Source organism: Pantoea sp. GM_Pan_4, assembly GCF_026541005.1.
GTDB lineage: Bacteria > Pseudomonadota > Gammaproteobacteria > Enterobacterales > Enterobacteriaceae > Pantoea > Pantoea dispersa.
This window is the reverse complement of record NZ_JALNUZ010000009.1, coordinates 1-24,739: the sequence shown is the minus strand read 5'-3', so window position 1 is coordinate 24,739 and position 24,739 is coordinate 1. Positions and strand designations below refer to the sequence as shown.

19 protein-coding genes are annotated in these 24,739 nt (G+C 54.3%); 16 read left to right on the top strand and 3 right to left on the bottom strand.

The window, feature by feature from the left end:
• Positions 1–116: 116 nt before the first annotated feature.
• From OXR61_RS17180 to OXR61_RS17140, 9 genes are all read left to right on the top strand, one after another.
• Positions 117–3,455: a glycosyltransferase family 41 protein gene (locus tag OXR61_RS17180; RefSeq protein WP_267412482.1), complete on the top strand. Its 3,339-nt coding sequence runs from the start codon at positions 117–119 to the stop codon at positions 3,453–3,455.
• Between the two features lie 256 nt (positions 3,456–3,711).
• Entirely contained in the window at positions 3,712–4,680 is a 969-nt protein-coding gene (locus OXR61_RS17175; protein ID WP_021509899.1) for an HNH endonuclease signature motif containing protein, read from the top strand.
• 143 nt (positions 4,681–4,823) lie between these two features.
• Positions 4,824–5,546 (top strand): RNA polymerase sigma factor FliA, encoded by a 723-nt coding sequence (locus tag OXR61_RS17170; RefSeq protein WP_021509900.1) that lies wholly within the window; start codon positions 4,824–4,826, stop codon positions 5,544–5,546.
• A 49-nt stretch (positions 5,547–5,595) separates the two neighbouring features.
• On the top strand, positions 5,596–6,099 hold the full coding sequence (fliZ, locus tag OXR61_RS17165) for a flagella biosynthesis regulatory protein FliZ (RefSeq protein ID WP_031280184.1): 504 nt from the start codon (positions 5,596–5,598) through the stop codon (positions 6,097–6,099).
• Between the two features lie 131 nt (positions 6,100–6,230).
• Positions 6,231–7,217 (top strand): D-cysteine desulfhydrase, encoded by a 987-nt coding sequence (locus OXR61_RS17160; RefSeq protein ID WP_267412481.1) that lies wholly within the window; start codon positions 6,231–6,233, stop codon positions 7,215–7,217.
• A gap of 148 nt (positions 7,218–7,365) precedes the next feature.
• Entirely contained in the window at positions 7,366–8,166 is an 801-nt protein-coding gene (tcyJ, locus tag OXR61_RS17155; RefSeq protein WP_021509903.1) for a cystine ABC transporter substrate-binding protein, read from the top strand.
• Positions 8,166–8,834: a cystine ABC transporter permease gene (gene tcyL / locus OXR61_RS17150; protein WP_058757420.1), complete on the top strand. Its 669-nt coding sequence runs from the start codon at positions 8,166–8,168 to the stop codon at positions 8,832–8,834. The genes tcyJ and tcyL overlap by 1 nt, the downstream gene beginning before the upstream one ends.
• Positions 8,831–9,583, top strand: coding sequence for an L-cystine ABC transporter ATP-binding protein TcyN (gene tcyN / locus OXR61_RS17145; protein ID WP_058780700.1), 753 nt, complete (start codon positions 8,831–8,833; stop codon positions 9,581–9,583). Before tcyL ends, tcyN begins: the two co-directional genes overlap by 4 nt.
• A 412-nt stretch (positions 9,584–9,995) precedes the next feature.
• Entirely contained in the window at positions 9,996–11,078 is a 1,083-nt protein-coding gene (locus OXR61_RS17140; RefSeq protein WP_058774543.1) for an acyltransferase family protein, read from the top strand.
• A 155-nt stretch (positions 11,079–11,233) separates the two neighbouring features.
• Here OXR61_RS17140 and putA read toward each other — a convergent pair whose 3' ends face one another.
• Entirely contained in the window at positions 11,234–15,178 is a 3,945-nt protein-coding gene (gene putA, locus OXR61_RS17135) for a trifunctional transcriptional regulator/proline dehydrogenase/L-glutamate gamma-semialdehyde dehydrogenase (RefSeq protein ID WP_267412493.1), read from the bottom strand.
• A 445-nt stretch (positions 15,179–15,623) separates the two neighbouring features.
• On the opposite strand from putA, the gene putP reads away from it, so the two are divergent.
• The 7 genes from putP to OXR61_RS17100 all read left to right on the top strand — a co-directional run bounded on the left by putP (position 15,624) and on the right by OXR61_RS17100 (position 23,462).
• Positions 15,624–17,108 carry a sodium/proline symporter PutP gene (gene putP / locus OXR61_RS17130; RefSeq protein WP_031280185.1) on the top strand — a complete coding sequence of 495 codons (1,485 nt, stop codon included), beginning with the start codon at positions 15,624–15,626 and terminating at the stop codon, positions 17,106–17,108.
• A gap of 254 nt (positions 17,109–17,362) precedes the next feature.
• Positions 17,363–18,196: an iron uptake transporter permease EfeU gene (gene efeU / locus OXR61_RS17125; protein WP_021509909.1), complete on the top strand. Its 834-nt coding sequence runs from the start codon at positions 17,363–17,365 to the stop codon at positions 18,194–18,196.
• Between the two features lie 51 nt (positions 18,197–18,247).
• Positions 18,248–19,366: an iron uptake system protein EfeO gene (gene efeO / locus OXR61_RS17120; RefSeq protein WP_021509910.1), complete on the top strand. Its 1,119-nt coding sequence runs from the start codon at positions 18,248–18,250 to the stop codon at positions 19,364–19,366.
• A gap of 2 nt (positions 19,367–19,368) precedes the next feature.
• Positions 19,369–20,649, top strand: coding sequence for an iron uptake transporter deferrochelatase/peroxidase subunit (gene efeB, locus OXR61_RS17115; RefSeq protein ID WP_021509911.1), 1,281 nt, complete (start codon positions 19,369–19,371; stop codon positions 20,647–20,649).
• Positions 20,650–21,233: 584 nt separating this feature from the next.
• Complete coding sequence (gene phoH / locus OXR61_RS17110; protein WP_021509913.1) at positions 21,234–22,022, top strand: phosphate starvation-inducible protein PhoH; 789 nt, start codon at positions 21,234–21,236, stop codon at positions 22,020–22,022.
• A 98-nt stretch (positions 22,023–22,120) separates the two neighbouring features.
• Positions 22,121–23,125: an XdhC family protein gene (locus OXR61_RS17105; RefSeq protein ID WP_040679936.1), complete on the top strand. Its 1,005-nt coding sequence runs from the start codon at positions 22,121–22,123 to the stop codon at positions 23,123–23,125.
• A gap of 199 nt (positions 23,126–23,324) precedes the next feature.
• A complete protein-coding gene (locus OXR61_RS17100; RefSeq protein ID WP_021509915.1) occupies positions 23,325–23,462 on the top strand; it encodes a hypothetical protein in 138 nt (45 codons plus the stop codon).
• A 161-nt stretch (positions 23,463–23,623) separates the two neighbouring features.
• On the opposite strand, the gene hxlB is transcribed toward OXR61_RS17100, so the two are convergent.
• Together hxlB and OXR61_RS17090 are read right to left on the bottom strand one after the other, a co-directional pair.
• The gene (gene hxlB / locus OXR61_RS17095) at positions 23,624–24,184 is read right to left on the bottom strand and encodes a 6-phospho-3-hexuloisomerase (protein ID WP_021509916.1); all 561 of its coding nucleotides are present in this window, start codon (positions 24,182–24,184) and stop codon (positions 23,624–23,626) included.
• 374 nt (positions 24,185–24,558) lie between these two features.
• The coding region (locus tag OXR61_RS17090) for a hypothetical protein (protein WP_267412475.1) at positions 24,559–24,739 on the bottom strand (181 nt) is incomplete at its 5' end.

Below are 24,739 nucleotides of genomic sequence, written 5' to 3'. Positions count from 1 at the left end.
TATTTTGCCCGTTATTTTTTTTTGTTTTTTTTATAATCCCAGAAACTTGCTGAAATTTCTGGATGTTTCAGAGATGACGCTATCGATTACGGTTATGAAAAAGGCAAATATCCACCATGAAAAGCTCAGTCATTAAAAAGAATGAACGAAAAGCTAAGGATAATACTCCTTTATCACACTATCAATTGGCTGAATTAATTGAATTAAATCCTAAAAAAGTCCTGCAGAAGCTTGAGTTGTTGATAAAGAAAAATCCCAGGGACGTTGAATTATGGGTGATGAGTGGTCGTGCTTATAAACAACTTCAAGAATTCACTTCCGCCGAGAGGTTTTACGCGAAAGCATTAGAGCTAAATCCGCACGATAGTAGAGCTCTTTACTATAAAGCTGAGCTTATGTATTTACAGGAACAATATGAAGGTGTCGAGTACTTAATTGACAATGTTATTTCATATTTGGAGGTGGACGAAGCCATTCCATTGAAAGTTTTACTTGCTTTTTCATTGCAGAAGCAGAAGAAATATCAGGAATCTATTAAAGAGTTTTCAAAATTAATTGGTTTAAATGAAAGAGAGTGGTCGTATTGGAATGAATTAGGCATCATTTACCAGGAGATAGGTCAATTCGATGAAATGCACAAAGCCTATCAACAGGCTAAGCTTTTATCTGAGCACAGCCCTATACCCTATTTCAATCATATTGTAGGAACTCATTATGATCCAATAGCCACTCAAAAAGACATCATGAAGTTATGTATGGATTGGCAGGATAAATTTCATTTAACTCCGGGGCATCAATATAACCATAGTAATGTAAAAAAAATTAAAAATAAAAGGTTGCGCATAGGGCTTATTTCTGATGGCTTTAGAATTCACCCAGTCGGCTTGATGATTGTAAGAGCATTATCAAGTATATCTCCTTTAGATTTGGAGTTTTTTGCTTATAGTTCTTCATCATCAAGTGATCATATAACTCAGCGCATACAACGCATTGTTAAAAACTGGATGATTATAGAGAACGTTTCTGACAAAGATCTTCTGGAGACTTTGCACTCAGACAATATTGATATCCTTTTTGATTTAAGCGGCTATAATGCTAACAGTAGAATGCAAGCTTTGCAGTATAAGCCAGCGCCTATAATGGTTAAGTGGGTTGGCGGATTGATCAGTAGTACCGGTCTGAAAGGAATGGACTATTTAATTAGTGATTGTATAGAAACACCTGATGGTTTCGAAAAAGATTATACTGAAAAATTAATAAGGATGCCCGTCGATTATATTTGTTATGATCCACCTGCGTATCTGCCTGAAATCAAGCCTTTACCATTTAGAGAAAATAATTATATTACCTTTGGCTGTTTTAATAACGCATCAAAAATTAATGATGTCCTTGTATTTCAATGGAGTAGCATCCTCAAGGAAGTTAATAATTCAAAGATTTACTTAAAAAGTTTTAATTACAATTCAGATTTTTTATGTGAAAAAATATGGTCTAAATTTGAAAGATTCGGAATTACCCGAGAGCGAGTAATTTTGGAAGGGGGCTCACCTCATAAAGCTCTACTTGATAGTTATAATAAGGTTGATATAGCGCTTGATACATGGCCATACTCAGGTGGGTTAACCACTTGTGAGGCAATGGCAATGGGGGTTCCTGTCATTACCCTTCCGGGGCCGACATTTGCTGGAAGACATTCTGCTTCACATTTGGTTCATGCAGGATTGATGGAATTGGTAGCAGACGACTGGGAAGGCTATGGTAAGATAGCTATTGGTCTGGCTAATGATATTCCTAATCTGGATGTAATAAGAAAAAACTTAAGAAATGTTCTGTTTAACTCTAAAGTTTGTGATGGTGATAGTTTTTCTCGCTATTTTTCAAACGCGATGAGAGCAATTTGGCAACGTTATTGTGATGATGAAAACCCTGAGCATCTTTACTTTAATGTTGATGGCTCACTATATTTTTCTGATTCTTGTCAAACTGTTCATCTTGAACATCCAGAATGTATCAACGCAACAATAATAAATGATGATACTATTACTTTTGATTTCAAAATGAACAGTCAAGTATCAATGATGGATTATGGTGGGTGTTTTACATTATCTGAAAAGTTTCAGTCACTAATGGCGGTTCGCAGAACATTTGCCATAATAATGGATCCGTTAGGCATTATTGAAGACAAACATCTTCCAGAAAATAGGCATTCATTACAGAAAATCCAATTGCATTTGATTGGTGATGGGGAAGATACACAGATTAACATGTGTTTAGGACCGGAGTTTAGCAGTGATTTGATCGGGATTACTAAAAAAGAAAATAATGATGCGTTCTATCCTCAGAAAGTACTAGCAAGTATTAAAGTGCCATCATCTAAGCTAGATGAAATACCAGGCCTTGAATATTTGGACTGGTTAATCATTGATAATACTTTTGATTTAAAAAAATTATTCCTCTATGGTAGTTATATCCTTAGTCAATGTTTAGTTGTAACAGTCTACTTTCGGCTAAACGTTACGCACTATGGTCAGATGACTTTTAATGAAGTATTCCATCAGCTAAAAAGTTACGGAATTGAATTGATGGGTATTTTTGGGAGTAAAGGGGATATTTCAATTGATGATGAAGGTGTTATTAAATCAAGCCTAATCGAGACAGATAAGCTCGTAGCCGTTTTTTCTTTGTCTGAAGAGAGAATTAATGATTGCAGTGAAAATCAAAGGGAGAAAGCTGCTTTTATCTTGCACTCAGCCTATGATTTACATGAAAAAACATATGGCATATTAAGCTCCTCTTCCAAAGACAGAGGCATGAAATACTCTGAATTTATCTCCCGAAATGTAAATCAAAATAGCAATGTAATTGAAAGTGGTGATATTTATATACCCGATCGCCCTCATATGACTGATAATGAAATATTGCTATTTGAAAAGTTTTTAAAGACAGCTACTAATTATTTCGAATTCGGTAGTGGAGGGTCAACGAAACTGGCTGTACGAAACAATATTATTGTGCATGGTGTTGAGAGTGATCCAGTATGGGTTGAAGCTTTATTTAAACAAACAGGGGGATTGTGTAAAGTATGCTATATTGATATCGGTCCAACTCGAGAATGGGGGTTTCCTGTTGACGATAAACATAGGCATAAATTTCCCTTATATAGTGAATCTATCCTTGCATATAAAAAACCGTTTGATTTTATTTTAGTCGATGGGCGATTTCGGGTGGCTTGTGTGCTTAATACAATTAAACACATTTATAAGGAAAATAGGGGCGATATAAAATCGAAGATATTTATTCATGACTTCTGGAATCGCACTGATTATCATGTTGTATTAGATTTTCTCGATGTCATTGAACAGGTAGACACTGCTGGTTTATTTATAGTTAAAAAGAAAATAGACACAGATAAACTAAATATGATGATTGCTCATTATCAGTACATACCTATTTAAATGATTAATATGCTTGCAATGTATAGGTGGTTATGCATTGCAAGCGATCTTTTCATCAGGTTTTTTAATATTTTTAGCACAGTTTTTTATATTGCGTTAAGTGATATTTATACTTCCTTAATATGCGGTTTGTCGAATTACATCATAATACAAAAAAAAGTAACCATCCTGTTACAGCCTGGGTCAGAACTGCCGATAACCCTCTTCAGAATCATTCCAATTTTTACGCTCTATTTTTCCTGTTTCTGGGGTGTCTATGCGCTTCAATTATGACTTGTTACCGGGTGAGCAACTGACCTTCGATGAGATCGCGCTGCGCTATGCGCAGCAGCATCCTGATGAGAAGGAGCTCACCGCCCGCGGGTTGCTCAGCCCGTCAACCAGCTACCGCAATCTGGTGATCCGCGCGCTGTTTGCGCAGGAGGAGCTGAACAGTCCGCTGGAGGATCTGCTGTTCGTCTCCGACGATAACGAGCGCAAAAACTACCTGCGCCGCTTCGAGCATTACCTTAAAAACCAGCAGGCGTTTCTCTATTTTCGTCGTAACGATGAAGCGCGTAAAAGCGGACGCTGGAAAGTGATCGGCGAAACCCGGGTGTACGCGATGCTCGATCCCCGCTCGGCGGAAGCGCAAAACCTGCTCAACAGCCGCGGTTTTAAGCTGGTGCTGATGCGTCAGACCGAAGAGGATGAGTACTGGCAGCTGTTCGATCCGCAGGCGCATCCCTGTTTCCCGCTTTCGCGCAAGATCCAGTTTTTAGTGGTGCTCAGCACGCCGCAGCAGAAAATGCCCAGCGCGGTGATGCCGGGTACTGAAGTGGGGCGGCGCGTCAAGGCAAAAGTGTTCCAGCGCGCCAGCCAGGCGGAGTTCAGCGCGGCGGTGAAAGCGCGCTATGGTGCCTGCATTATTACCGGTACGCGTTTAACCGAGCGCCACAGCTGGCCGTGGGTGGAAGCCTGCCATATCGACACCCAGGAGAATGAAGAGGGCTTTCTGGCGGATAACAGCGTCGACAACGGCCTGTTCCTGCGCAGCGACCTGCAGCGGCTGTTTATCAATAAAATGATTAGCATTGACGCAGAAACCGGTCAGGTGCTGTTTAATTCCGCGCTGGAATGCGACGAGTCCATTAGCCCTTTTTATCAGGCGCTTGAGGGCAAAACCTGTGCGCTGTGGGACGCCGTCCCGCCTGGCACAAGGCAGCGGCTGCGTAATCTGCGCTGAACCTGCGCACAATGGCGGTGCGATCCACCGCCATCCATAACAAATTTGAAATAACCTCGCTTTTGCCTGCCTATTCTGCCAATCGAAACCGCTACAGAATTGGATAATCATGCCGATAACTTTATTAACGCAGGGTAGTCAACGTGAACGATCTCTATACCGCCGATGGCGTGATGGATAAACATTCGCTCTGGCAGCGCTACGTTCCTCTGGTGCGGCATGAAGCGCTGCGCCTGCAGGTGCGTTTGCCAGCCAGCGTTGAGCTTGACGATCTGCTGCAGGCCGGTGGTATTGGCTTACTGAATGCCGTGGAGCGCTATGACGCGCTGCAGGGCACCGCCTTTACCACCTACGCCGTGCAGCGTATCCGGGGCGCAATGCTGGATGAGCTGCGCAGCCGCGACTGGGCACCACGCAGCGTACGTCGTAATGCGCGCGAGGTGGCCGGCGCTATGCATCAGGTAGAGCAAGCGTTGGGGCGCGCGGCTACCGAGCAGGAAGTGGCTGAGCGGTTGAATGTTTCGCTGGAAGAGTACCGGCAGATTCTGCTGGATACCAATAACAGCCAGCTTTTCTCGTACGACGAGTATCGGGAAGAACACGGCGACAGTGCGGAACTGGTCACGGAGGGGCATGAGGAAGCCAACCCGTTGCATCAGTTAATGGAAGGAAACCTGCGTGAACGCGTGATTGAAGCGATTGAGGCGTTGCCTGAACGCGAAAAATTGGTGCTCACACTGTACTACCAGGAAGAACTGAACCTGAAAGAGATTGGCGCGGTGCTGGAAGTGGGGGAATCCCGCGTCAGCCAGTTGCACAGTCAGGCGATCAAACGCCTGCGGGCCCGTTTGACGGGAGCGCGCTAACAGACTCAGTTCCTGGGGAACCAAAAATAAAAAAACCGGGGACTCAGCAATGGGAGCCAAAGTTAAAGCCAGACCGTTAAGTCGCTACCTTAAAGACTACAAACACAGCCAAAGCAACTGTTCACACTGTGGCAAAGTTTTAGACCGTATGGCGTTAGTGTTCCGCGGCCAGATCATCAATAAAGAGGCCATCGCACGCATGGACCAGATGATTGACGATCAGGTATGGATGAAACTCCAGCCGGAACTGACGGCGCTGTGCCGTTTCTGCAGCGATATTTTTTGTAATACCCATCCGAATTACTTCGATATCATGGCGTTCAAACAATATCTGTTTGAGCAGACCGAGATGAGTCACAGTACCATTCGTGAATATGTGGTGCGTCTGCGTCGTCTTGATGACATGCTGAAAGCGAAAAATTTCCCGGCAGAAAGGTTACGGGGCAACAGCTGGCATGAGTGTCTGCAAAACGATCTGCCCGATGCGGGCAACAATAACTACCGTATTGCACTGCGCAAATATGACCAGTTCTTAGGCTGGCAGCGCGGCTAAGGGAGATTCAACCCCGGTTACTGGTGAGCATGCCAGCAACCGGGGCGCGTCGCGATCAATTCCGGATGCGACTTTTCTCATCTTCTGCAACACTGTAGGGATAACTGCACATTGCCCGAATGGAGGCTGCATTGTCCTTACATCTTCTGCACCAGTTTCCCCGTCTTGAACTGCTTGGCGCACCGACGCCGTTAGAGCATTTGCCACGCCTGTCTGATTACCTCGGACGCGATATCTTTATTAAACGTGATGACGTCACGCCGGTGGCGCTGGGCGGTAACAAGCTGCGTAAACTGGAGTTTCTCGCTGCCGATGCGCTGCGGGAAGGTGCCGATGTGCTGCTGACCGCCGGTGCGATCCAGTCCAACCACGTGCGCCAGACGGCAGCCGTGGCGGCGCGTCTCGGCCTGAAATGCGTGGCGCTGCTGGAGAACCCGATTGGCACCGACGCCGCCAACTACCTGAGCAACGGCAACCGCCTGCTGCTGGACCTGATGGATGTCGAGGTCGTGATGGTTGATGCGCTGCACAATCCGCCGCAGCAGCTGGCAGAGCAGGCGGAACGGCTGGAAGCGCAGGGCTTCCGGCCTTACATTGTGCCGGTGGGCGGCTCGAATGCGCTTGGCGCGCTCGGCTACGTCGAATGCGCGCAGGAGATCGCCCATCAAAGCGAAGGCGTGGTGGATTTCGCTGCGGTGGTGGTGGCGTCGGGCAGTGCCGGGACGCATGCCGGGCTGGCGGTCGGTCTGGAACAGCTGCTGCCGAATAGCGAGCTGGTGGGCGTGACGGTGTCGCGCAAGGTCGAGGCGCAGCTGCCGGTGGTGGAGCGCATTCGCAGCGCGCTGGCACAGCAGCTGGAGCTGGAAGCGCGTGCGCCGGTAACACTGTGGGATGACTATTTTGCGCCACGCTACGGCGAACCCAATGACGAAGGCATGGAAGCGGTGCGCCTGCTGGCGCGGCTGGAGGGCATTATGCTCGACCCGGTCTACACCGGCAAAGCGATGGCGGGTCTGATCGATGGCGTCAGCCAGAACCGTTTCCGCCGGGAAGGGCCGCTGCTGTTCGTGCATACCGGCGGCGCACCGGCGTTATTTGCTTATCATCCTTCGGTATGAGACAGCAGCAAAAAAAGGTTTATAATCCAGCGGTTATTACAAAGAGCACATGCCGGAGCGGCACCCTTTATTGCGAGATAAAGCGCCGCGCCCAAAATGAGCGTTAATTAACCATAAGCACACAACACATCACAATAATGGGGTAAACATGGCTTTCTCTCCGATTCGTCGCCAGCTGGTGATGGGAATGATGGCGGTCGCACTGGTGGCGGGCGTGAACGTAAAAAGCTTTGCGGCAGAAGATTTGCTGGCGCAGGTCAAGAGCAAAGGTGAGCTTCGCGTCGGGCTGGAAGGCACCTATCCGCCGTTCAGCTTCCAGGATGAAAACGGCAAGCTGACCGGTTTTGAAGTCGAGTTTGCCCAGGAGCTGGCAAAACACCTCGGCGTGAAAGCGGATCTCAAACCGACCAAATGGGACGGTATGCTGGCCTCGCTGGATTCCAAACGTATCGACGTGGTGATCAACCAGGTGACCATCTCCGACGAGCGCAAGAAGAAGTATGACTTCTCCACGCCGTACACCATCTCCGGCGTGCAGGCGCTGACGCTGAAGAAGAACGCGGGCTCCATCACCAAACCGGAAGATCTGTCCGGCAAGAAAGTCGGCGTGGGTCTCGGTTCTAACTATGAGCAGTGGCTGCGCGACAACGTCAAAGGCGTCGATATCCGTACCTATGACGATGACCCAACCAAATATCAGGATCTGCGTTCAGGCCGCGTGGATGCCATTCTGGTCGACCGCTTAGCCGCGCTGGATCTGGTGAAGAAAACCGGCAATACCATGGCGGTGGCTGGCCCGGCCTTCTCCCGTCTGGAAGCGGGCGTGGCGCTGCGCAAAGGCAATGAATCGCTGCTGAAAGCGATTGATGGTGCCATCGCCGACATGCAGAAAGATGGCTCGCTGAGCAAGCTGTCTGAGAAGTGGTTCGGCGCGGACGTCACGAAATAATGCAGGAAAGTTTACAGCTGGTGCTGGATTCAGCACCTTTTCTGCTGAAGGGCGCGCTGTTCACGCTGCAGCTGAGTATCGGCGGGATGTTCTTCGGCCTGATACTCGGCTTCGTGCTGGCGCTGATGCGCCTGTCACGCTTCTGGCCGGTTAACTGGCTGGCGCGTTTCTATGTGTCGATCTTTCGCGGCACGCCGCTGATCGCCCAGCTGTTTATGATCTACTACGGTCTGCCGCAGTTTGGCATTGAGCTCGACCCGATTCCGTCGGCGATGATTGGTTTGTCGCTCAACACCGCGGCCTATGCCTCGGAATCGCTGCGTGGCGCGATTGCGGCTATTGAGCGCGGTCAGTGGGAAGCGGCCGCCAGCATCGGCATGACGCCGTGGCAGACGCTGCGTCGCGTTATTCTGCCGCAGGCGGCGCGCACCGCGCTGCCGCCGCTCGGTAACAGCTTTATCAGCCTGGTGAAAGATACCTCGCTGGCGGCCACCATTCAGGTGCCGGAGCTGTTCCGGCAGGCGCAGCTGATCACCTCGCGCACGCTGGAAGTGTTCACCATGTATCTGGCGGCTTCGCTGATTTACTGGGTGATGGCTACGGTGCTGTCGGCGCTGCAAAACCGGCTGGAAGCGCACGTCAATCGTCAGGATCGGGAGGCAAGATGAGTGCAATTGAAGTCCGTCAGCTGGTGAAACAGTTTCACGGCCAGACGGTGCTGCACGGTATCGATCTCGATGTCGCGCCCGGCGAAGTGGTGGCGATCATCGGTCCGAGCGGTTCGGGCAAAACCACGCTGCTGCGCAGTATTAATCTGCTGGAAGTGCCGGAAAGCGGCCTGGTCAAAGTCGGTGACATCAGCATCGACGCCAGCCTCGGCCTGCACAAGCAGAAGGATAAAGTGCGGCAACTGCGCCAGCAGGTCGGCTTTGTGTTCCAGAACTTCAATCTGTTCCCGCACCGTTCGGTGCTGGAGAACATCATTGAAGGGCCGGTGATCGTCAAAGGCGAAGCGAAGGCGGAAGCCATTGCGCGCGCACGCACGCTGCTGGAGAAGGTCGGTCTGCACGGTAAGGAAGAGAGTTTCCCGCGCCGGCTTTCCGGCGGTCAGCAGCAGCGCGTCGCAATTGCCCGGGCGCTGGCGATGCGTCCGCAGGTGATTCTGTTCGATGAGCCAACCTCGGCGCTGGATCCTGAACTGGTGGGCGAGGTGCTCAGCACCATCCGCGCGCTGGCGCAGGAGAAACGCACTATGGTGATCGTTACGCATGAGATGAGCTTCGCGCGTGACGTCGCCGATCGCGCCATCTTTATGGATCAGGGGCGTATTGTGGAGCAGGGCCCGGCGAAAGCGCTGTTCAGTAATCCGCAGCAGGCACGCACCCGGCAATTTCTCGACAAGTTTCTCAATCAATAATCTCTCCGGGCCGGTTCGCTGGCCCGAATTATTTCCCCGCTAGCAAAATATTAAATGCCGCGCTTACCTTTTTGACGCATTATTAAATTTATTTTCCGGCGATATAATTAATGCTGGTTTACTCCGCTGCGGAATGTTCTTAATTTCCGTGCGGCAATACGTGCGCGGCGCACCGTCAAATTACGCCATGAATGCTTAAATAACAGTCGTTCACGGGCGAAAATCCGGGCGGTCAGTTTATCTCTGGTACTGTAAAGTATTGTTATATCAGGACCAGCGAAAAAGTTTTAGGAGTTTCGCTAGAGTCAGTCCCTGCTGCTTGTTGAATAATCGTTGAATAACCATAAAGGCTTCACTGCCTGATTCTTCATTCTTCTCCTTTAAGACCTACACCGCAGCAGGAGTCAAAAATATGAATAACGCCAGGAAAGAAGATATTGCATGGGTGAATACCCTGAAAGGGGTGTGCATATTGCTGGTGGTGCTGTATCACACCGTATTACCGGGCTTTGAAGGCACGGTTAAATATCTCAGCGCCGGCTGGATCCCGGCGGAAATATGGGTGCAGTTTAATACGGTGTTATCACCGCTGCGTATGCCCGCCTTTTTCTTCGTCTCCGGCCTGCTTGCCACCAACGGCATTCTCAACCGGCCGTGGAAACAGGTATTTACCAGCCGCATTACCAATCTGTTCTATCTCTACGTGCTGTGGGGCTTTATTCAGTGGTGGTCGATTGTCGGCATTTCGACTGAAATCACCGGCCAGCGTATCTCGCAGAATCTCAACGCGGCTTACGCCGGTTCGCTGCTGGAGTTCCTTAAGCTGACCTTCCTGGCGATGAGCACCTCGTGGTACCTGTACGGTCTGGCGATCTACTTCCTGTGCGCCAAAATCTTCCGTCAGCACAAAGTGGCGCTGCTGGTGGCGGCGGTGGTGCTGAATTATCTGGCGGTGGAGAAGATCATTCCCTACTGGGGACCGCAGAGCGTGGCACAGTATTTCCTGTTCTTCCTGCTGGGCGCGTTCTGGAGCCCGCTGATGTTGCGCCTGAGTCAGCTGCGCCGCGAGAACCTTCTGCCGTGGGCCGCGCTGGCAGCGCTGTCCGGCCTGCACGTGATTTTTGGTCTCGATAAGAGCCTGTTCATGTGCATCATCGCGGTGCTGGTGAGCGTGGCGGCATGCCGCTGGCTCAACGCGCACTTCAGCATGCGTTACTTCAACTGGATTGGCCGCAACACGCTGCAGATCTACGTTATCCACCGCATTTTTATTGAGTTCTTCGGCATGTCGGCGATTCTGTTTGCGCAGCGCCATCATCTGTTTGAGCAGGCGTGGTTTGCGCTGCTGTGGGCGTGCTTCTATCCGCTGGCAATTGTCGGCATCTGTTCGCTGTGTTCGGTGGCGGTGTGGTCGCTGACCAACCGCGGGCTGGGGCAGTCGCTGTTTGTGTTCCCGACGCTGATTGGTTTGAAACGCAGTAAGTCGGTGGCGTGATGTTCGCTGGTAAGTTTTAAAGTGGTACAAAAACGAGGGCACGTTTCGTAGCAGCGCGATTCATCGCACAATGAATGGCGCCGCTACGGCCTTGTTGCAACTTGCGGTGTCCTTCACCGATCTCCATTACGCCATCCATGGCGATTCTGCTTTACTTAACCAATGGTCATCAGGCTGGCGTTGCCGCCGGCGGCCGCGGTATTGACGCTCAGCGAGCGCTCAATCAGCAGACGTTCCAGTAGCAGATTGGTCTCGCCGCGGGCAAAGCCCTGCACTGACACAATCGCGCCTTCGCGGGCGGCAATCTGTTCGCACAGGCTGCGCAGTTGATCGGCATCGCCGTGATAGATCACCGCATCAAACTCCGCCGCCAGCACATCTTTCGCCAGCGTGATGCGCGCCTGCACCGCGGCCGGCAGCGACTGGCGCAGCGTCCGGTGCAGCTCGTCATCCTGCCACAGTGCCTGGCTACCGACGCTGGTGACCGCCGCCAGCTGAATCAGCGCATCCTGCTGGTTATCTGCGATACACAGCACCCGATCGCGCGGCAGCAGCGTAAAGGTGTTGCGCTCACCGGTCGGGCCCGGCAGCAGTCGCACGGTCCCGGCCTGGCTCAGCGCATCGTAACGCTGACACAGCGCCAGCAGCTCCGGCTTATCCTGTGCCCAGCTCTGCAATGCCTGATGCGCGCTCAGCAGCGAGGTGCGCACGCTGCTGTCCACCGGACGTTCGGCATCCTGACGATCAAAGGTGATGCGCAGGGCGCCGTCCGGACGATGGGCCAGCAGGCGGTAAAGATAGAGCGGACCGCCGGCTTTCGGACCGGTGCCCGACAGGCCTTCGCCGCCGAACGGCTGTACGCCGACCACCGCGCCGACCATGTTACGGTTAACGTACAGGTTGCCGACTTTCGCCCCGGCCGTCACCTGCGCAATGGTTTCATCGATACGGGTATGCACGCCAAGCGTCAGGCCATAGCCCGAGGCATTAATCTGCTCAATCAGCTGCGGCAGGTTGTTGCGCGCAAAGCGCACCACGTGCAGCACCGGACCGAACACCTCTTTATCCAGATCGCTGACCTGATCGAGCTCAATCAGCGTCGGTTTGATAAAGGTGCCGCTATGCCACTCTTTGCTGTCCTGCGGATGCTCCTGCACCGCCTGATACACGGTAAAGCCTTTATTGCGCATCGCCTGAATATGACGCTCGATGTTGGCTTTGGCTTCAGCATCGATCACCGGACCGACGTCGGTCGACAGACGCTCCGGATTGCCCATGCGGCATTCGGCCATGGCACCACGCAGCATCTTCAGCGTGTGGTCCGCCACATCGTCCTGGATACACAGCAGACGCAGCGCCGAGCAGCGCTGGCCGGCGCTGTCAAACGCGGACGCCACGATATCCACCACCACCTGTTCGGTGAGTGCTGAAGAGTCAACGATCATGGCGTTCATGCCGCCGGTTTCGGCGATCAGCGGCGTCGGGCGACCCTGCGGATCGAGACGGCCAGCCAGGTTGCGCTGCAGCAGGGTGGCGACTGCGGTTGAGCCGGTGAACATCACGCCGCGCACCCGCTCGTCGCCGGTCAGCTGCGCACCCACCGTTTCGCCCTGACCGGGCAGCAGTTGCAGCACGCCGGCCGGTACGCCGGCATCCAGCATGATCTGCACTGCCTGCGCGGCAATCAGCGGCGTCTGCTCGGCGGGTTTCGCCAGCACGCTGTTGCCAGCCGCCAGGGCGGCGGCAATCTGGCCGGTGAAGATCGCCAGCGGGAAGTTCCACGGGCTGATGCACACTACCGGACCGAGCGGGCGATGGGTTTCGTTATCGAAATCGTCGCGCACCATACCGGCGTAGTAGTAGAGGAAGTCGACCGCTTCACGCACTTCGGCAATCGCGTTGTTGTAGGTTTTACCCGCCTCACGCACCAGCAAACCGATCAGCTGTTGCATCTGGTCTTCCATCGCCTGAGCGGCACGCTCAAGGATCGCGGCGCGCTCCTGCGGCGGCGTGGCGAACCAGATCGGTCCGGCATTCACCGCGGCATCCAGCGCACAGGAGACCTCTTCAGGAGTGGCTTCCCGCACGCTACCGACGATATCCGCCGGCGTGGCCGGGTTGATCACCGCGCGGCTGCTGCCGCTACCCAGCTCGCCATCAATGATCGGCTGAGCCTGCCACGGCTGGCTGGCGCTGGAGAGCAGGGCGCTGGAGAGCGACGCCAGGCGGTGTTCGTTGGCCAGATCCAGACCGGCAGAGTTAACACGCTTGTCGCCATACAGATCGCGCGGCAGCGGAATCTTCGGATGCGGCAGGCCAATTGCGCCTTCTGCGACACCCATTTTTTCCACTGCAGCCACCGGATCGGCCACCAGCTCGTCAATCGGCAGCGTGTTGTCAGCGATGCGGTTGACGAACGAGGTATTGGCGCCGTTTTCCAGCAGGCGACGCACCAGGTAGGCCAGCAGCGTTTCGTGGGTACCGACCGGCGCATAAATCCGGCACGGCCGGTTCAGCTTGCCATCGGCCACTTTGCCCACCACCTGCTCGTACAGCGGTTCGCCCATGCCGTGCAGGCACTGGAATTCGTACTGGCCAGGATAGTAGTTGTTGCCCGCCAGCTGGTAGATCGCCGCCAGCGTGTGGGCGTTGTGGGTGGCAAACTGCGGATAAATCAGGTTAGGCACCGCCAGCAGTTTACGCGCACAGGCGAGGTAGGAGATGTCGGTGTACACCTTGCGGGTGTAAACCGGATAGCCTTCAAGGCCTTCCATCTGCGCGCGCTTGATTTCGCTATCCCAGTAAGCGCCTTTCACCAGACGGATCATCAGACGACGGCGGCTGCGCTGCGCCAGATCCACCAGCGCATCAATCACAAACGGACAGCGCTTCTGATAAGCCTGAATGACGAAACCGATGCCGTTCCAGCCTTCCAGCTCCGGCTCAAAACAGAGTTTTTCCAGCAGATCGAGCGACAACTCCAGGCGATCGGCTTCTTCGGCATCGATGTTGATGCCGATGTCATACGAGCGCGCCAGCAGCGTCAGCGATTTCAGGATCGGGTAAAGCTCTTCCATCACCCGCTCATACTGCGCGCGGCTGTAGCGCGGATGCAGCGCCGACAGCTTAATGGAAATGCCCGGACCTTCATAAATGCCGCGTCCGTTGGAGGCTTTACCAATGGCGTGAATCGCCTGCTGATAGGAAATAAGATAGGCTTTGGCATCGCTGGCGGTGAGTGCCGCTTCACCCAGCATGTCATACGAATAGCGGAAGCCTTTCTCTTCCAGCTTGCGCGCGTTGGCCAGCGCCTCGGCGATGGTTTCGCCGGTGACGAACTGTTCGCCCATCAGGCGCATCGCCATATCCACGCCTTTGCGGATCAGCGGTTCGCCGCTCTTGCCGATGATGCGGTTCAGCGATTTAGACAGGTTAGCTTCATTGTGCGTAGAGACCAGACGACCGGTAAACAGCAGGCCCCAGGTGGCGGCGTTGACGAACATCGACGGGCTGCGGCCCAGATGGGACTGCCAGTTGCCGTTGCTGATTTTATCGCGGATCAGCGCATCGCGGGTGGGCTTGTCAGGAATACGCAGCAGCGCTTCCGCCAGACACATCAGCGCTACGCCTTCCTGAGACGAGAGCGAGAACTCCTGCAGCAGGCTTTGCACCATACCGGCGCGTCCGGTTGCCCCTTTTTGGTGCCGTAGCTTGTCCGCCAGGCTGTATGCCAGCTGGTGGGTTTTCTCTGCCAGCGGGGCAGGGAGACGCGCCTGCTCCAGCAGCATCGGCACCGCATCGGTCTCCGGACGACGCCACGCGGCGGTGATGGCCGAGCGGCTGACCGACTGCGGCAAAATGTGTTCGGCGAAGTCGAGGAAAGGCTGGAAGCTCTCTTCCGGCACACGCTCATCGTCTGCGGCATCATTCAGCTGCAGCGGGATCTCCGCCAGCGTTTCTCCCGCTTCCAGCTGGCCGAGATAGTTAAAAATTGCCTGCTTGATCAGCCAGTGCGGCGTGCGGTCAATCTTTTGCGCCGCCAGTTTAATGCGATCGCGGGTGGCTTCATCCAGCTTCACCCCCATGGTGGTGGTTCCCATGATTTCCTCGTCCTCAAAGTGTGAATCAACTTCAGCGTGGGCTGCACTATCACTCATGTTGCAACTTTGTGCAACCGTGTTAAATGTGACCCCGGTTGCACGTTTTTAACCGGCTTTTTTGTTAACGCAGCAAAAGCGGCACAGAACTTGCTGCAAGAATCTCGCCAGAGTTGCAACCCACCGCAACAGGACGCGTCCTGGCTGACATCAGGTGCAACTTAAAATGTGAACAGGCGCAACCTGTGAGCATGAAAAATCCAAAGTCAGGTGAAACCCAGGTAACAGCTGTGTTAAATGCATTGTGCGCGTCGCACCTTTGCGGCAGGATACCGCGCCTTATGAGAAATCGCTTTCTCTGGATGCGGTAAAGCCCTGACGTTATCCCGTTCCGGAAACGCAGGAAAAAGATTTCTCTTAAGAGATCAAATAATAAGTGGAGAGACAGATGACAGTAAGTACACCGATGCTGGTGACATTTATCATTTACATCCTCGGGATGGTGTTGATTGGTTTTATCGCGTACCGCTCAACCAAAAACTTTGACGACTATATTCTGGGCGGTCGCAGCCTGGGCAGCGTGGTAACCGCGCTGTCGGCCGGGGCCTCGGACATGAGCGGCTGGCTGCTGATGGGACTGCCGGGCGCGATTTTTCTCTCCGGGATCTCTGAGAGCTGGATTGCCATCGGCCTGACGATTGGCGCGTGGCTGAACTGGAAAATTGTTGCGGGTCGCCTGCGTGTGCAGACCGAGCATCACAATAACGCCTTAACCCTGCCGGACTTTTTCACCAGCCGCTTCGAAGACCACAGCAAAATTCTGCGCGTCATCTCGGCACTGGTAATCCTGATCTTCTTCACCATTTACTGCGCCTCGGGCGTGGTGGCGGGTGCGCGCCTGTTTGAAAGCACTTTCGGTATGAGTTATGAAACCGCGCTGTGGGCCGGCGCGGCAGCAACCATTCTTTATACGCTGGTGGGCGGCTTCCTTGCGGTGAGCTGGACCGATACCGTGCAGGCCAGCCTGATGATTTTTGCCCTTATCCTGACGCCGGTGATTGTGATTATCGCCGTCGGCGGACTGGATGATTCGCTGGCGGTGATTGAAGCGAAAAGCCTGGAAAACCTCGATATGCTGAAGGGCCTGAACTTCGTGGCGGTGATTTCACTGCTCGGCTGGGGCCTTGGCTACTTCGGCCAGCCGCACATTCTGGCGCGCTTCATGGCCGCAGACTCGCACCGTTCTATTCGCACCGCGCGCCGCATCGGCATGGCCTGGATGCTCCTGTGCCTGGCCGGTGCTGTTGCGGTGGGCTTCTTCGGTATCGCCTATTTCCAGAACCATCCGGAGCAGGCGGCGGGCGTAAGCGAAAACGGCGAGCGCGTGTTTATCGAACTGGCGCGCATTCTGTTCAACCCGTGGATCGCCGGTATTCTGCTGTCGGCCATTCTGGCGGCGGTGATGTCGACCCTGAGCTGTCAGTTGCTGGTGTGCTCGAGCGCGCTGACTGAGGATCTGTATAAAGGGTTTCTGCGTAAAAATGCCAGCCAGAAAGAGCTGGTATGGGTTGGCCGTTTAATGGTGCTGGTGATTGCGCTGGTGTCGATTGCGCTGGCCTCCAACCCGGAGAACCGCGTGCTCGGCCTGGTGAGCTACGCCTGGGCAGGCTTCGGGGCTGCATTCGGTCCGGTGGTGCTGTTCGGCGTGTGCTGGAAGCGCATGACGCGCAACGGCGCGCTGGCCGGCATGATTATTGGTGCCGCCACGGTGCTGATCTGGAAGCAGTACGCCTGGCTCAATCTGTATGAAATCATCCCGGGCTTCCTGTTCGCCAGCATCGCGATTGTCGTGGTGAGCCTGGCCGGTCGCGAACCGTCGGCTGAAGCGCAGCAGCGTTTTATTGCTGCCGAAGCGGAATACAACACCAAATAACGGTGTTGGCCTGAGTAAAGCGGGGAGCGCGAGTGCCGTGCTCCCCGCACTGTTAGTGTCATGTTCTCTGCGCGCTTTATCGCCTAATCTGTCACTCCGCCCTGACTTTTCCGCATCGCTACCTGACCCGCAAAAGCAAAATTAATTTCGCGCGGTGACTTGTATTTTCATTCGCGATAATGATAATCGATATCGTTCGCACTTTACGTATTTTTACCTAAGGTTTACCCTCCTTAACATTCAAGAGGTTGGTGATGTTCGTCCCTTTTCTCATTATGCTGCGCGAAGGTCTTGAGGCAGCGCTCATCGTCAGCCTGATTGCCAGCTATCTCAAACGCACCCAGCGCAGCCAGTGGTTCCCCGCGATGTGGGCCGGCGTGTTTATCGCTGCGGCGCTGTGCCTCGCGCTCGGTATTTTCATCAACGAAACCACCGGTGAGTTCCCGCAGAAACAGCAGGAACTGTTTGAGGGCATCGTGGCGGTAATTGCCGTGGTGATCCTCACTTCGATGGTGTTCTGGATGCGCAAGGTTTCGCGCAATATCAAAGCCACGCTGGAAAAATCCGTCGATCAGGCGCTGCAGAAGCCGGGCGGCAGCGGGTTGCCGCTGGTGCTGATGGTGTTTCTCGCCGTGGCGCGTGAAGGGCTGGAGTCGGTGTTCTTTCTGCTGGCAGCGTTTACCCAGGATGTCGGTTATGCGCCGCCGATTGGCGCGGTGCTGGGTCTGGCGACCGCCATCGTGCTGGGCATGCTGATTTACTACGGCGGCGTGCGTCTTAACATGGCGCACTTCTTCCGCTGGACCAGCCTGTTCATCCTGCTGGTGGCGGCCGGACTGGCGGCGGGGGCGATCCGCGCCTTCCACGAGGCGGGACTGTGGAACCACTTCCAGGCGACCGCGTTTGACTTCAGCAACACGCTCTCTACCCATTCGATCTTTGGCACGCTGCTGGAAGGCATTCTGGGTTATCAGGAAGCGCCGAGCGTCAGCGAAGTCGCGGTATGGCTGATTTATCTGATCCCGGCGCTGCTGCTGTTTTTCTTCCCGGCGCGTCCGGCACCCAGCGCCGCACGGTCGGTGCGCTAACTTTTCGCAGGCGCGCGTGCGCCTGTACCTTCATGTAACAGGGATATGACTATGACGATTCGCTTCCGCCGTAAGGCGCTGTTGCTCTCCATGCTGGCGCTGTCCGGTGCCGCTTCTGCCGCTGCCGTACCGCAGGTCACGGTGACGGTCACTGACAAGCAGTGCGAGCCGATGTCGCTCAATGTGCAGGCCGGTAAAACCCAGTTCATCATCAAAAACAACAGCCAGAAAGCGCTGGAGTGGGAAATCCTCAAAGGCGTGATGGTGGTGGAGGAGCGCGAAAACATCGCGCCTGGCTTCAGCCAGAAGCTCACCGCCAACCTGGAAGCGGGTGAATATGACATGACCTGCGGCCTGCTCACTAATCCGAAAGGCAAGCTGGTGGTCAGCGGTGACAGCCAAAAAGCCAGCAGCGGCAAGCCAGACGTGCTGCAGCTGGTCGGGCCGATTGCCGATTACAAAGTCTACGTGATGGCAGAAGTGAGCGCGCTGGTGGCCGGCACCAAAGCCTTTACCGACGCGGTAAAAGCCGGTGACGTGGAAAAAGCCAAAGCGCTGTATGCGCCGACGCGTGTGCACTATGAGCGCATCGAGCCGATTGCCGAACTATTCTCTGACCTCGACGGCAGTATTGACGCGCGTGAAGATGACTTCGAGAAAAAAGCGGAAGATCCGAAATTTACCGGCTTCCACCGGCTGGAAAAACTGCTGTTCGCCGACAACACCACCAAAGGCGCGGACGCGTTCGCTGACCAGCTGTATAAGGATGTGCAGGATCTGCAAACCCGCGTCAGCGAGCTGGCCTTCCCGCCGGCGAAAGTGGTCGGTGGCGCGGCAGGCCTGATTGAAGAGGTAGCGTCCAGCAAAATCTCCGGTGAGGAAGATCGCTACAGCCGTACCGATCTGTCCGATTTTCAGGCCAACATCGACGGCGCACAGAAAATCGTTGATCTGCTGCGTCCTCTGCTGCAAAAAGCCAATCCGCAGCTGCTGGCGAAAGTGGACGCGAACTTTAAGAAGGTGGATGGCATTCTCAGCAAATACCGCACCAAAGACGGTTTTGCCTCCTATGAAAAGCTGACCACCAGCGACCGTAATGCGCTGAAAGGGCCCATCACCACGCTGGCGGAAGATCTCTCCCTGTTGCGCGGCACTTTAGGTCTTGATTAATCATGAGTAAAAAAAATGACGCGGCGCAACCGTCGCGTCGTCGTCTGTTACAGGGATTAGGCATGCTGGGTGGCGCGGCGGCACTGGGCGGCGGCTGTCCGTTCCATGCCGCCAGCGCGGCAGAGAGTTTCTCACCCGGCACGGTTGCACCCGACGCGCGCCAGCAGGCGCAACCGTTTTACGGCGCTCATCAGGCCGGCATTCTGACGCCGCAGCAGGCATCTATGATGCTGGTGGCGTTTGATGTGCTGGCCAGTGATAAAGCCGAACTGGAACGCCTGCTGCGGCTGCTGACGCAGCGCTTTGCCTTTCTCACCCACGGCGGACCGGCGCCGGCGGTGCCCAATCCGCAGCTGCCGCCGCTCGACTCCGGCATCCTGGGTGCGGACATTGCGCCCGATAACCTGACCCTGACGCTGTCGGTGGGGCATTCACTGTTCGACGAGCGCTTCGGGCTGGCCGCGCATAAGCCCAGCCAGCTGCAGACGATGACACGCTTTCCCAACGATTCGCTCGACGCCGCGCAGTGTCATGGCGACCTGCTGATTCAGATCTGCGCCAATACCCAGGATACGGTGATTCACGCGCTGCGCGATATCATCAAGCACACGCCGGATCTGCTGGCGGTGCGCTGGCGGCGCGACGGCTTTATCGCCGATCACGCTGCACGCAGCAAAGGGCGCGAAACGCCGATCAACCTGCTGGGTTTCAAAGATGGCACCGCCAATCCGGATACCCACAATGCGCAGTTGATGGACCAGCTGTTGTGGGTGACACCGGAACAGCAGGAACCGGCGTGGACGCACGGCGGCAGCTATCAGGCGGTGCGCATCATCCGTTTTCACGTTGAAATGTGGGACCGCACGCCGCTGGGCGAGCAGCAAACCATTTTTGGTCGTGAGAAGTTGTCCGGCGCGCCGCTGGGGATGCAGCACGAGCACGACGTGCCGGATTACGCCGGCGATCCGGACGGCGAAATTATTGCGCTGGATGCGCATATCCGGCTCGCCAATCCGCGCACGCCGCAAACCAACAGCAGCCTGATGCTGCGGCGCGGCTACAGCTATTCCTCGGGGATTACCGGGGCAGGGCAGCTGGATATGGGGCTGCTGTTCGTCTGTTATCAGCACGATTTAAGCAAAGGCTTTATTACCGTGCAGAAACGACTCAACGGCGAAGCGCTGGAAGAATATATTCGTCCCATCGGCGGCGGATACTTTTTTGTTTTGCCCGGTGTGGCGGACAAAAATCATTATCTGGGGCAGCCGTTGCTCGAAGCCTGATTAATTAATGTACAGCGCTTGTTCGCCGTTCGCGGTGCCAGGCGCTGCTGTTAAGCCCGCCTTAAATTTCTCCTGTCTCGCTGTCATGTCCGAATTTTCTGAAACAGTTTGTTAAGTGCTGAATTACCTATCTCACTGAATATTAATATTAATTTAATTTAAGCGCACCGGGCTGATGCAGCGCCACGCGGGTTTTCTTTGCCGTAAAGTAAAAATAGTGTTGCAAATCGGCGGAAATATGATGAACTTTAGTCATAGCGTTGTCAGTTGTGTGGCTAAGTCCACTGGAGTTCGCGCATGTCCCGGTCCTTATACGGACAGTTAAATACACTTCAGCTAGCGCAGTACGCTGCGGGGGATTGCCTCCCGCGTGAGAATCCTCTTCACTTTTCTTTTATCGCCTTCGAATTCTTTTCCGATGTTTTCCGATGTTTACCGGTGCGCGGCAGCGTTTCGGCGTTGTTGCACACTTTTCTCACTGGCTCGATACGGCTTACAAGGAAGCCAACAAAACCTCTAAAGCGTTCAAATCATCGCCGCGGGTGATCCGCCGCGATAAATGAAACCAACTGTAAGGTGCCACTATGGGAAGACAGAAAGCAGTGATCAAAGCGCGTCGTGAAGCCCGCCGAGTGCTTCGCAGTGACTCTCGCAGTCATCGTCAGCGTGAAGAAGAATCGGTCACTTCGCTGGTGCAGATGGGTGGGCTGGATGCAATTGGCATGGCGCGCGATGTGCGTGACCGGTCACCAATTGAGGCCAGAAACGATGCTCAGGCGCACTATCTTAACGCCATAGAAACGAAACAGCTGATATTCGCGACCGGTGAAGCCGGCTGCGGTAAAACCTGGATCAGCGCTGCGAAAGCAGCCGAGGCCCTGATCAATAAGGACATCGAAAGGATCATTGTGACGCGCCCGGTTTTACAGGCGGATGAAGATCTCGGTTTCCTGCCAGGAGACATCTCCGAGAAATTTGCCCCCTATTTCCGACCGGTTTACGACGTTCTGGTTAAACGTCTCGGCGCTTCCTTTATGCAGTACTGCCTGCGACCCGAAATCGCCAAGGTAGAGATCGCGCCCTTCGCTTATATGCGCGGACGTACCTTTGAGAATGCGGTGGTGATTCTGGATGAGGCGCAAAACGTCACCGCTGCGCAGATGAAGATGTTCCTGACCCGCCTGGGTGAAAACGTCACGGTCATTGTCAACGGTGATGTCACCCAGTGCGACCTGCCCGCCAGCGTCAAATCTGGCCTTGCCGATGCGCTGGCGCGCTTCGAAGAGGATGAGATGATTGGCGTGGTGCGTTTCGGTAAAGACGACTGCGTTCGCTCGGCACTGTGCCAGCGTACGCTGCATGCTTACAGTTAACCTTGAAAAAATAGCTAATCTCAACCCGGCTGCGGCCGGGTTTTTCATTGCTATGCTTACGGGACGAAAAAGGGCGGAAACGATGAGCGGAGAAAGTCATGCACTCTCTTGATGTGCAGGTGGTAAGGATGGCGCAGCAGTGGGCGGAAGCGCAGCCGGTGTGGCTGTGTACCGTGCTCAGCACGTACGGATCATCGCCGCGCCCGCCGGGCGCGATGATGGTGATTCGCGCCGATGGGCGCTACAGCGGTTCCCTTTCCGGCGGCTGCGTCGAGGAGAATTTTATCACCCGCGTTCAGCAGCAGGCGTTCTCTGCCGCCAGTCAACTGGTGCGCTACGGTGAGGGGGGCGACATGCCTGACCGCGCGCTGCCGTGCGGCGGCGTATTGGATATTCTGGTCGAACGGTTGCCTGCCGGTGCCGCCACGCTGGGCTACTTACAGCAGCTGGAGGATGCGCTGACCGGCGCGCGAGCCATCACCAAACGCCTGACGCTGCCGCAGCCGTGTCACGCGCTCGAACCGGCGCCTTATACCCGGCGCACCCGTACCCAGGTCACTGACAGCGAAATCGTTCTGACCCTGAGTGCCGCGCCGCGCCTGATCCTTGCCGGACTCTCCAGCGTCGCCGTTTACTGTGCCAACTTCGCGCTGGCGCTGGGATTCGAAACCATCGTCTGTGAACACCGTGAAGAGGTGCTGAGCAATATGGCGGCCGAACTGGCGCCGGACGTCAAACTGGTGCAGCAGTTTCCGGCGGTGTATCTGGAACGCGAGGGCTGCCATGCCGCCACGGCGATTCTCTCGCTGACGCATGATGCGCGTATTGACGATCTCACCATGATGGAAGCGGTTAATCTGCCGGCGTTTTATCTCGGTGCGATGGGCTCGCAGCGCAACAGCGCAAAACGCAAAGCGCGCCTGAGCGCGATTGCGGAGCTGACGCCGGCGCAGTTGCAGCGCATTCACGCACCGGTTGGGCTGGATATCGGCAGCAAAACCCCGGCGGAGATCGCGCTGGCAATCATGGCGGATATTGTGCGTCACAAAAATGGGTTAGCGGCAACGGATGCGCTTAGCCCGGTGCACGCAGCGTCTGAATGATCACATCACTCATCCCACGAAAAACCCGGATGCACCAGGATGCCAGCAGACGGGCAAACGGCTATGCCAAATTTTCGCGCCGCAAATAATCAATAAGCTGTGCTTTATGTTTCATGATGTGATCAACGCTTGCGCTTTACCGGTAACACCTTATCTTCAGAGAAGCGTGTACAAACACCTGAACTGAGAAGGGGTATTTATGGCTAAGCGTCATTGGATTAAATCAATTGAAATTACAGCAATTATTGTCTTCGCGCTGGTGATCGCCTGGCTGGCCGTCACGGGGATCCTGTCATCAACCGGCCTCGATCATGCGTGGCCTTATCCACATCAATAACTAAGTCCGGCACCAGGGAAATCAATTACGCTTAAATATAAACAGAATAAATTATCTAACCTGCACACCCGTGTCAGCGGCGATACCGTATCACCACACAGGGTTTCGGTGTCAGATTTGCCGCGTATAAATCAGCGACGTTCGGGAAACACGTTATGCTGTTATTCGAAGTCCGCATGGCGGCTGAACATGCTCTCGCTGGTTTCACCGCACTGATGCATGATTTCAAGCACCATGGCGTCACAGGTAATGAAGCAGAGTTGCTCAAAGGCCGAGCCCATTGGCTGCGAGAATTGTCCGGCGCTGCGTGCGTTATCGGTTTTAACGTTGCCGGGTAACACCAACACGCATTTGGCCAATCTGCCGATGCCTGAATCTGTTTTCAGGGTAATCAGCGCCACATCGACACCGCGCTCAACGGCGTTCAGCGCCAGCGCTTTCAGGCTCGCGGTTTCGCCACTGCCAGAACCAATAATCAATAAATCGCCTGGTCTGGAGTGGGGTGACGAGATTTCACCCACCATGCTGACAGAGAAACCCAGATGCAACAGGCGGTTAGCGAACGCGCGGATAGCAATGCCGCTGCGCCCGGCACCCTGCAGGAAAATGTGTTTCGCGCTGCGAATTTGTGCGATGAATGCCTGCGCCTGGCTCTCGTCTATCTGCCGGGCGTTGTGCGCGAGTTCGGTAAGAATATGGGATACGTTTGACTGAACGGCCATGTTAATGTTCTCCCGTCAGGCAATGGTTCGTCCGTCTCATTAAACAGCGAAAAGAGTGGCCGGAACATACCCGGTGCTTTTTCAGTCTGGTCATCACGCATTCCCTCTTAATTCAAAGACATCATCAGTGGATGAAAAGGATACCCTGCAGAATTTCCGGTAAGAGTACACGGTCCGCTGCCCACGCGATATTGCAGCGAAAGGGGATCTTTCGATTATGCGTCCTGTGGCACAAAAGCTGTGAGTGTGCAGAGTTGGTGGGCAGATTTGTGATGGATTGTGGCATCAAATGGGGTAGAGCAGTCGCCAGATCGCGGGGTCGGTACTGCAAGGAGAATAAAAGTGAAAAAGCTTCTGTCGATAGTCAGAGGCTTTCATGGCATCAAAGTGCACGTGCATTTCACGTGCATTTTTTTGCTGATTTTGTAAGTCTGTGTTTCTGTAATCAATTCACAAGCGGTTTTGTCCGCCTGAAGTCTTGTTACAAATGGTAGAGGGGATTGATGAGCTTCGCTCACCCTGCGGGCAGCGTCGCAGGCTCCGCTGTCCAACTGA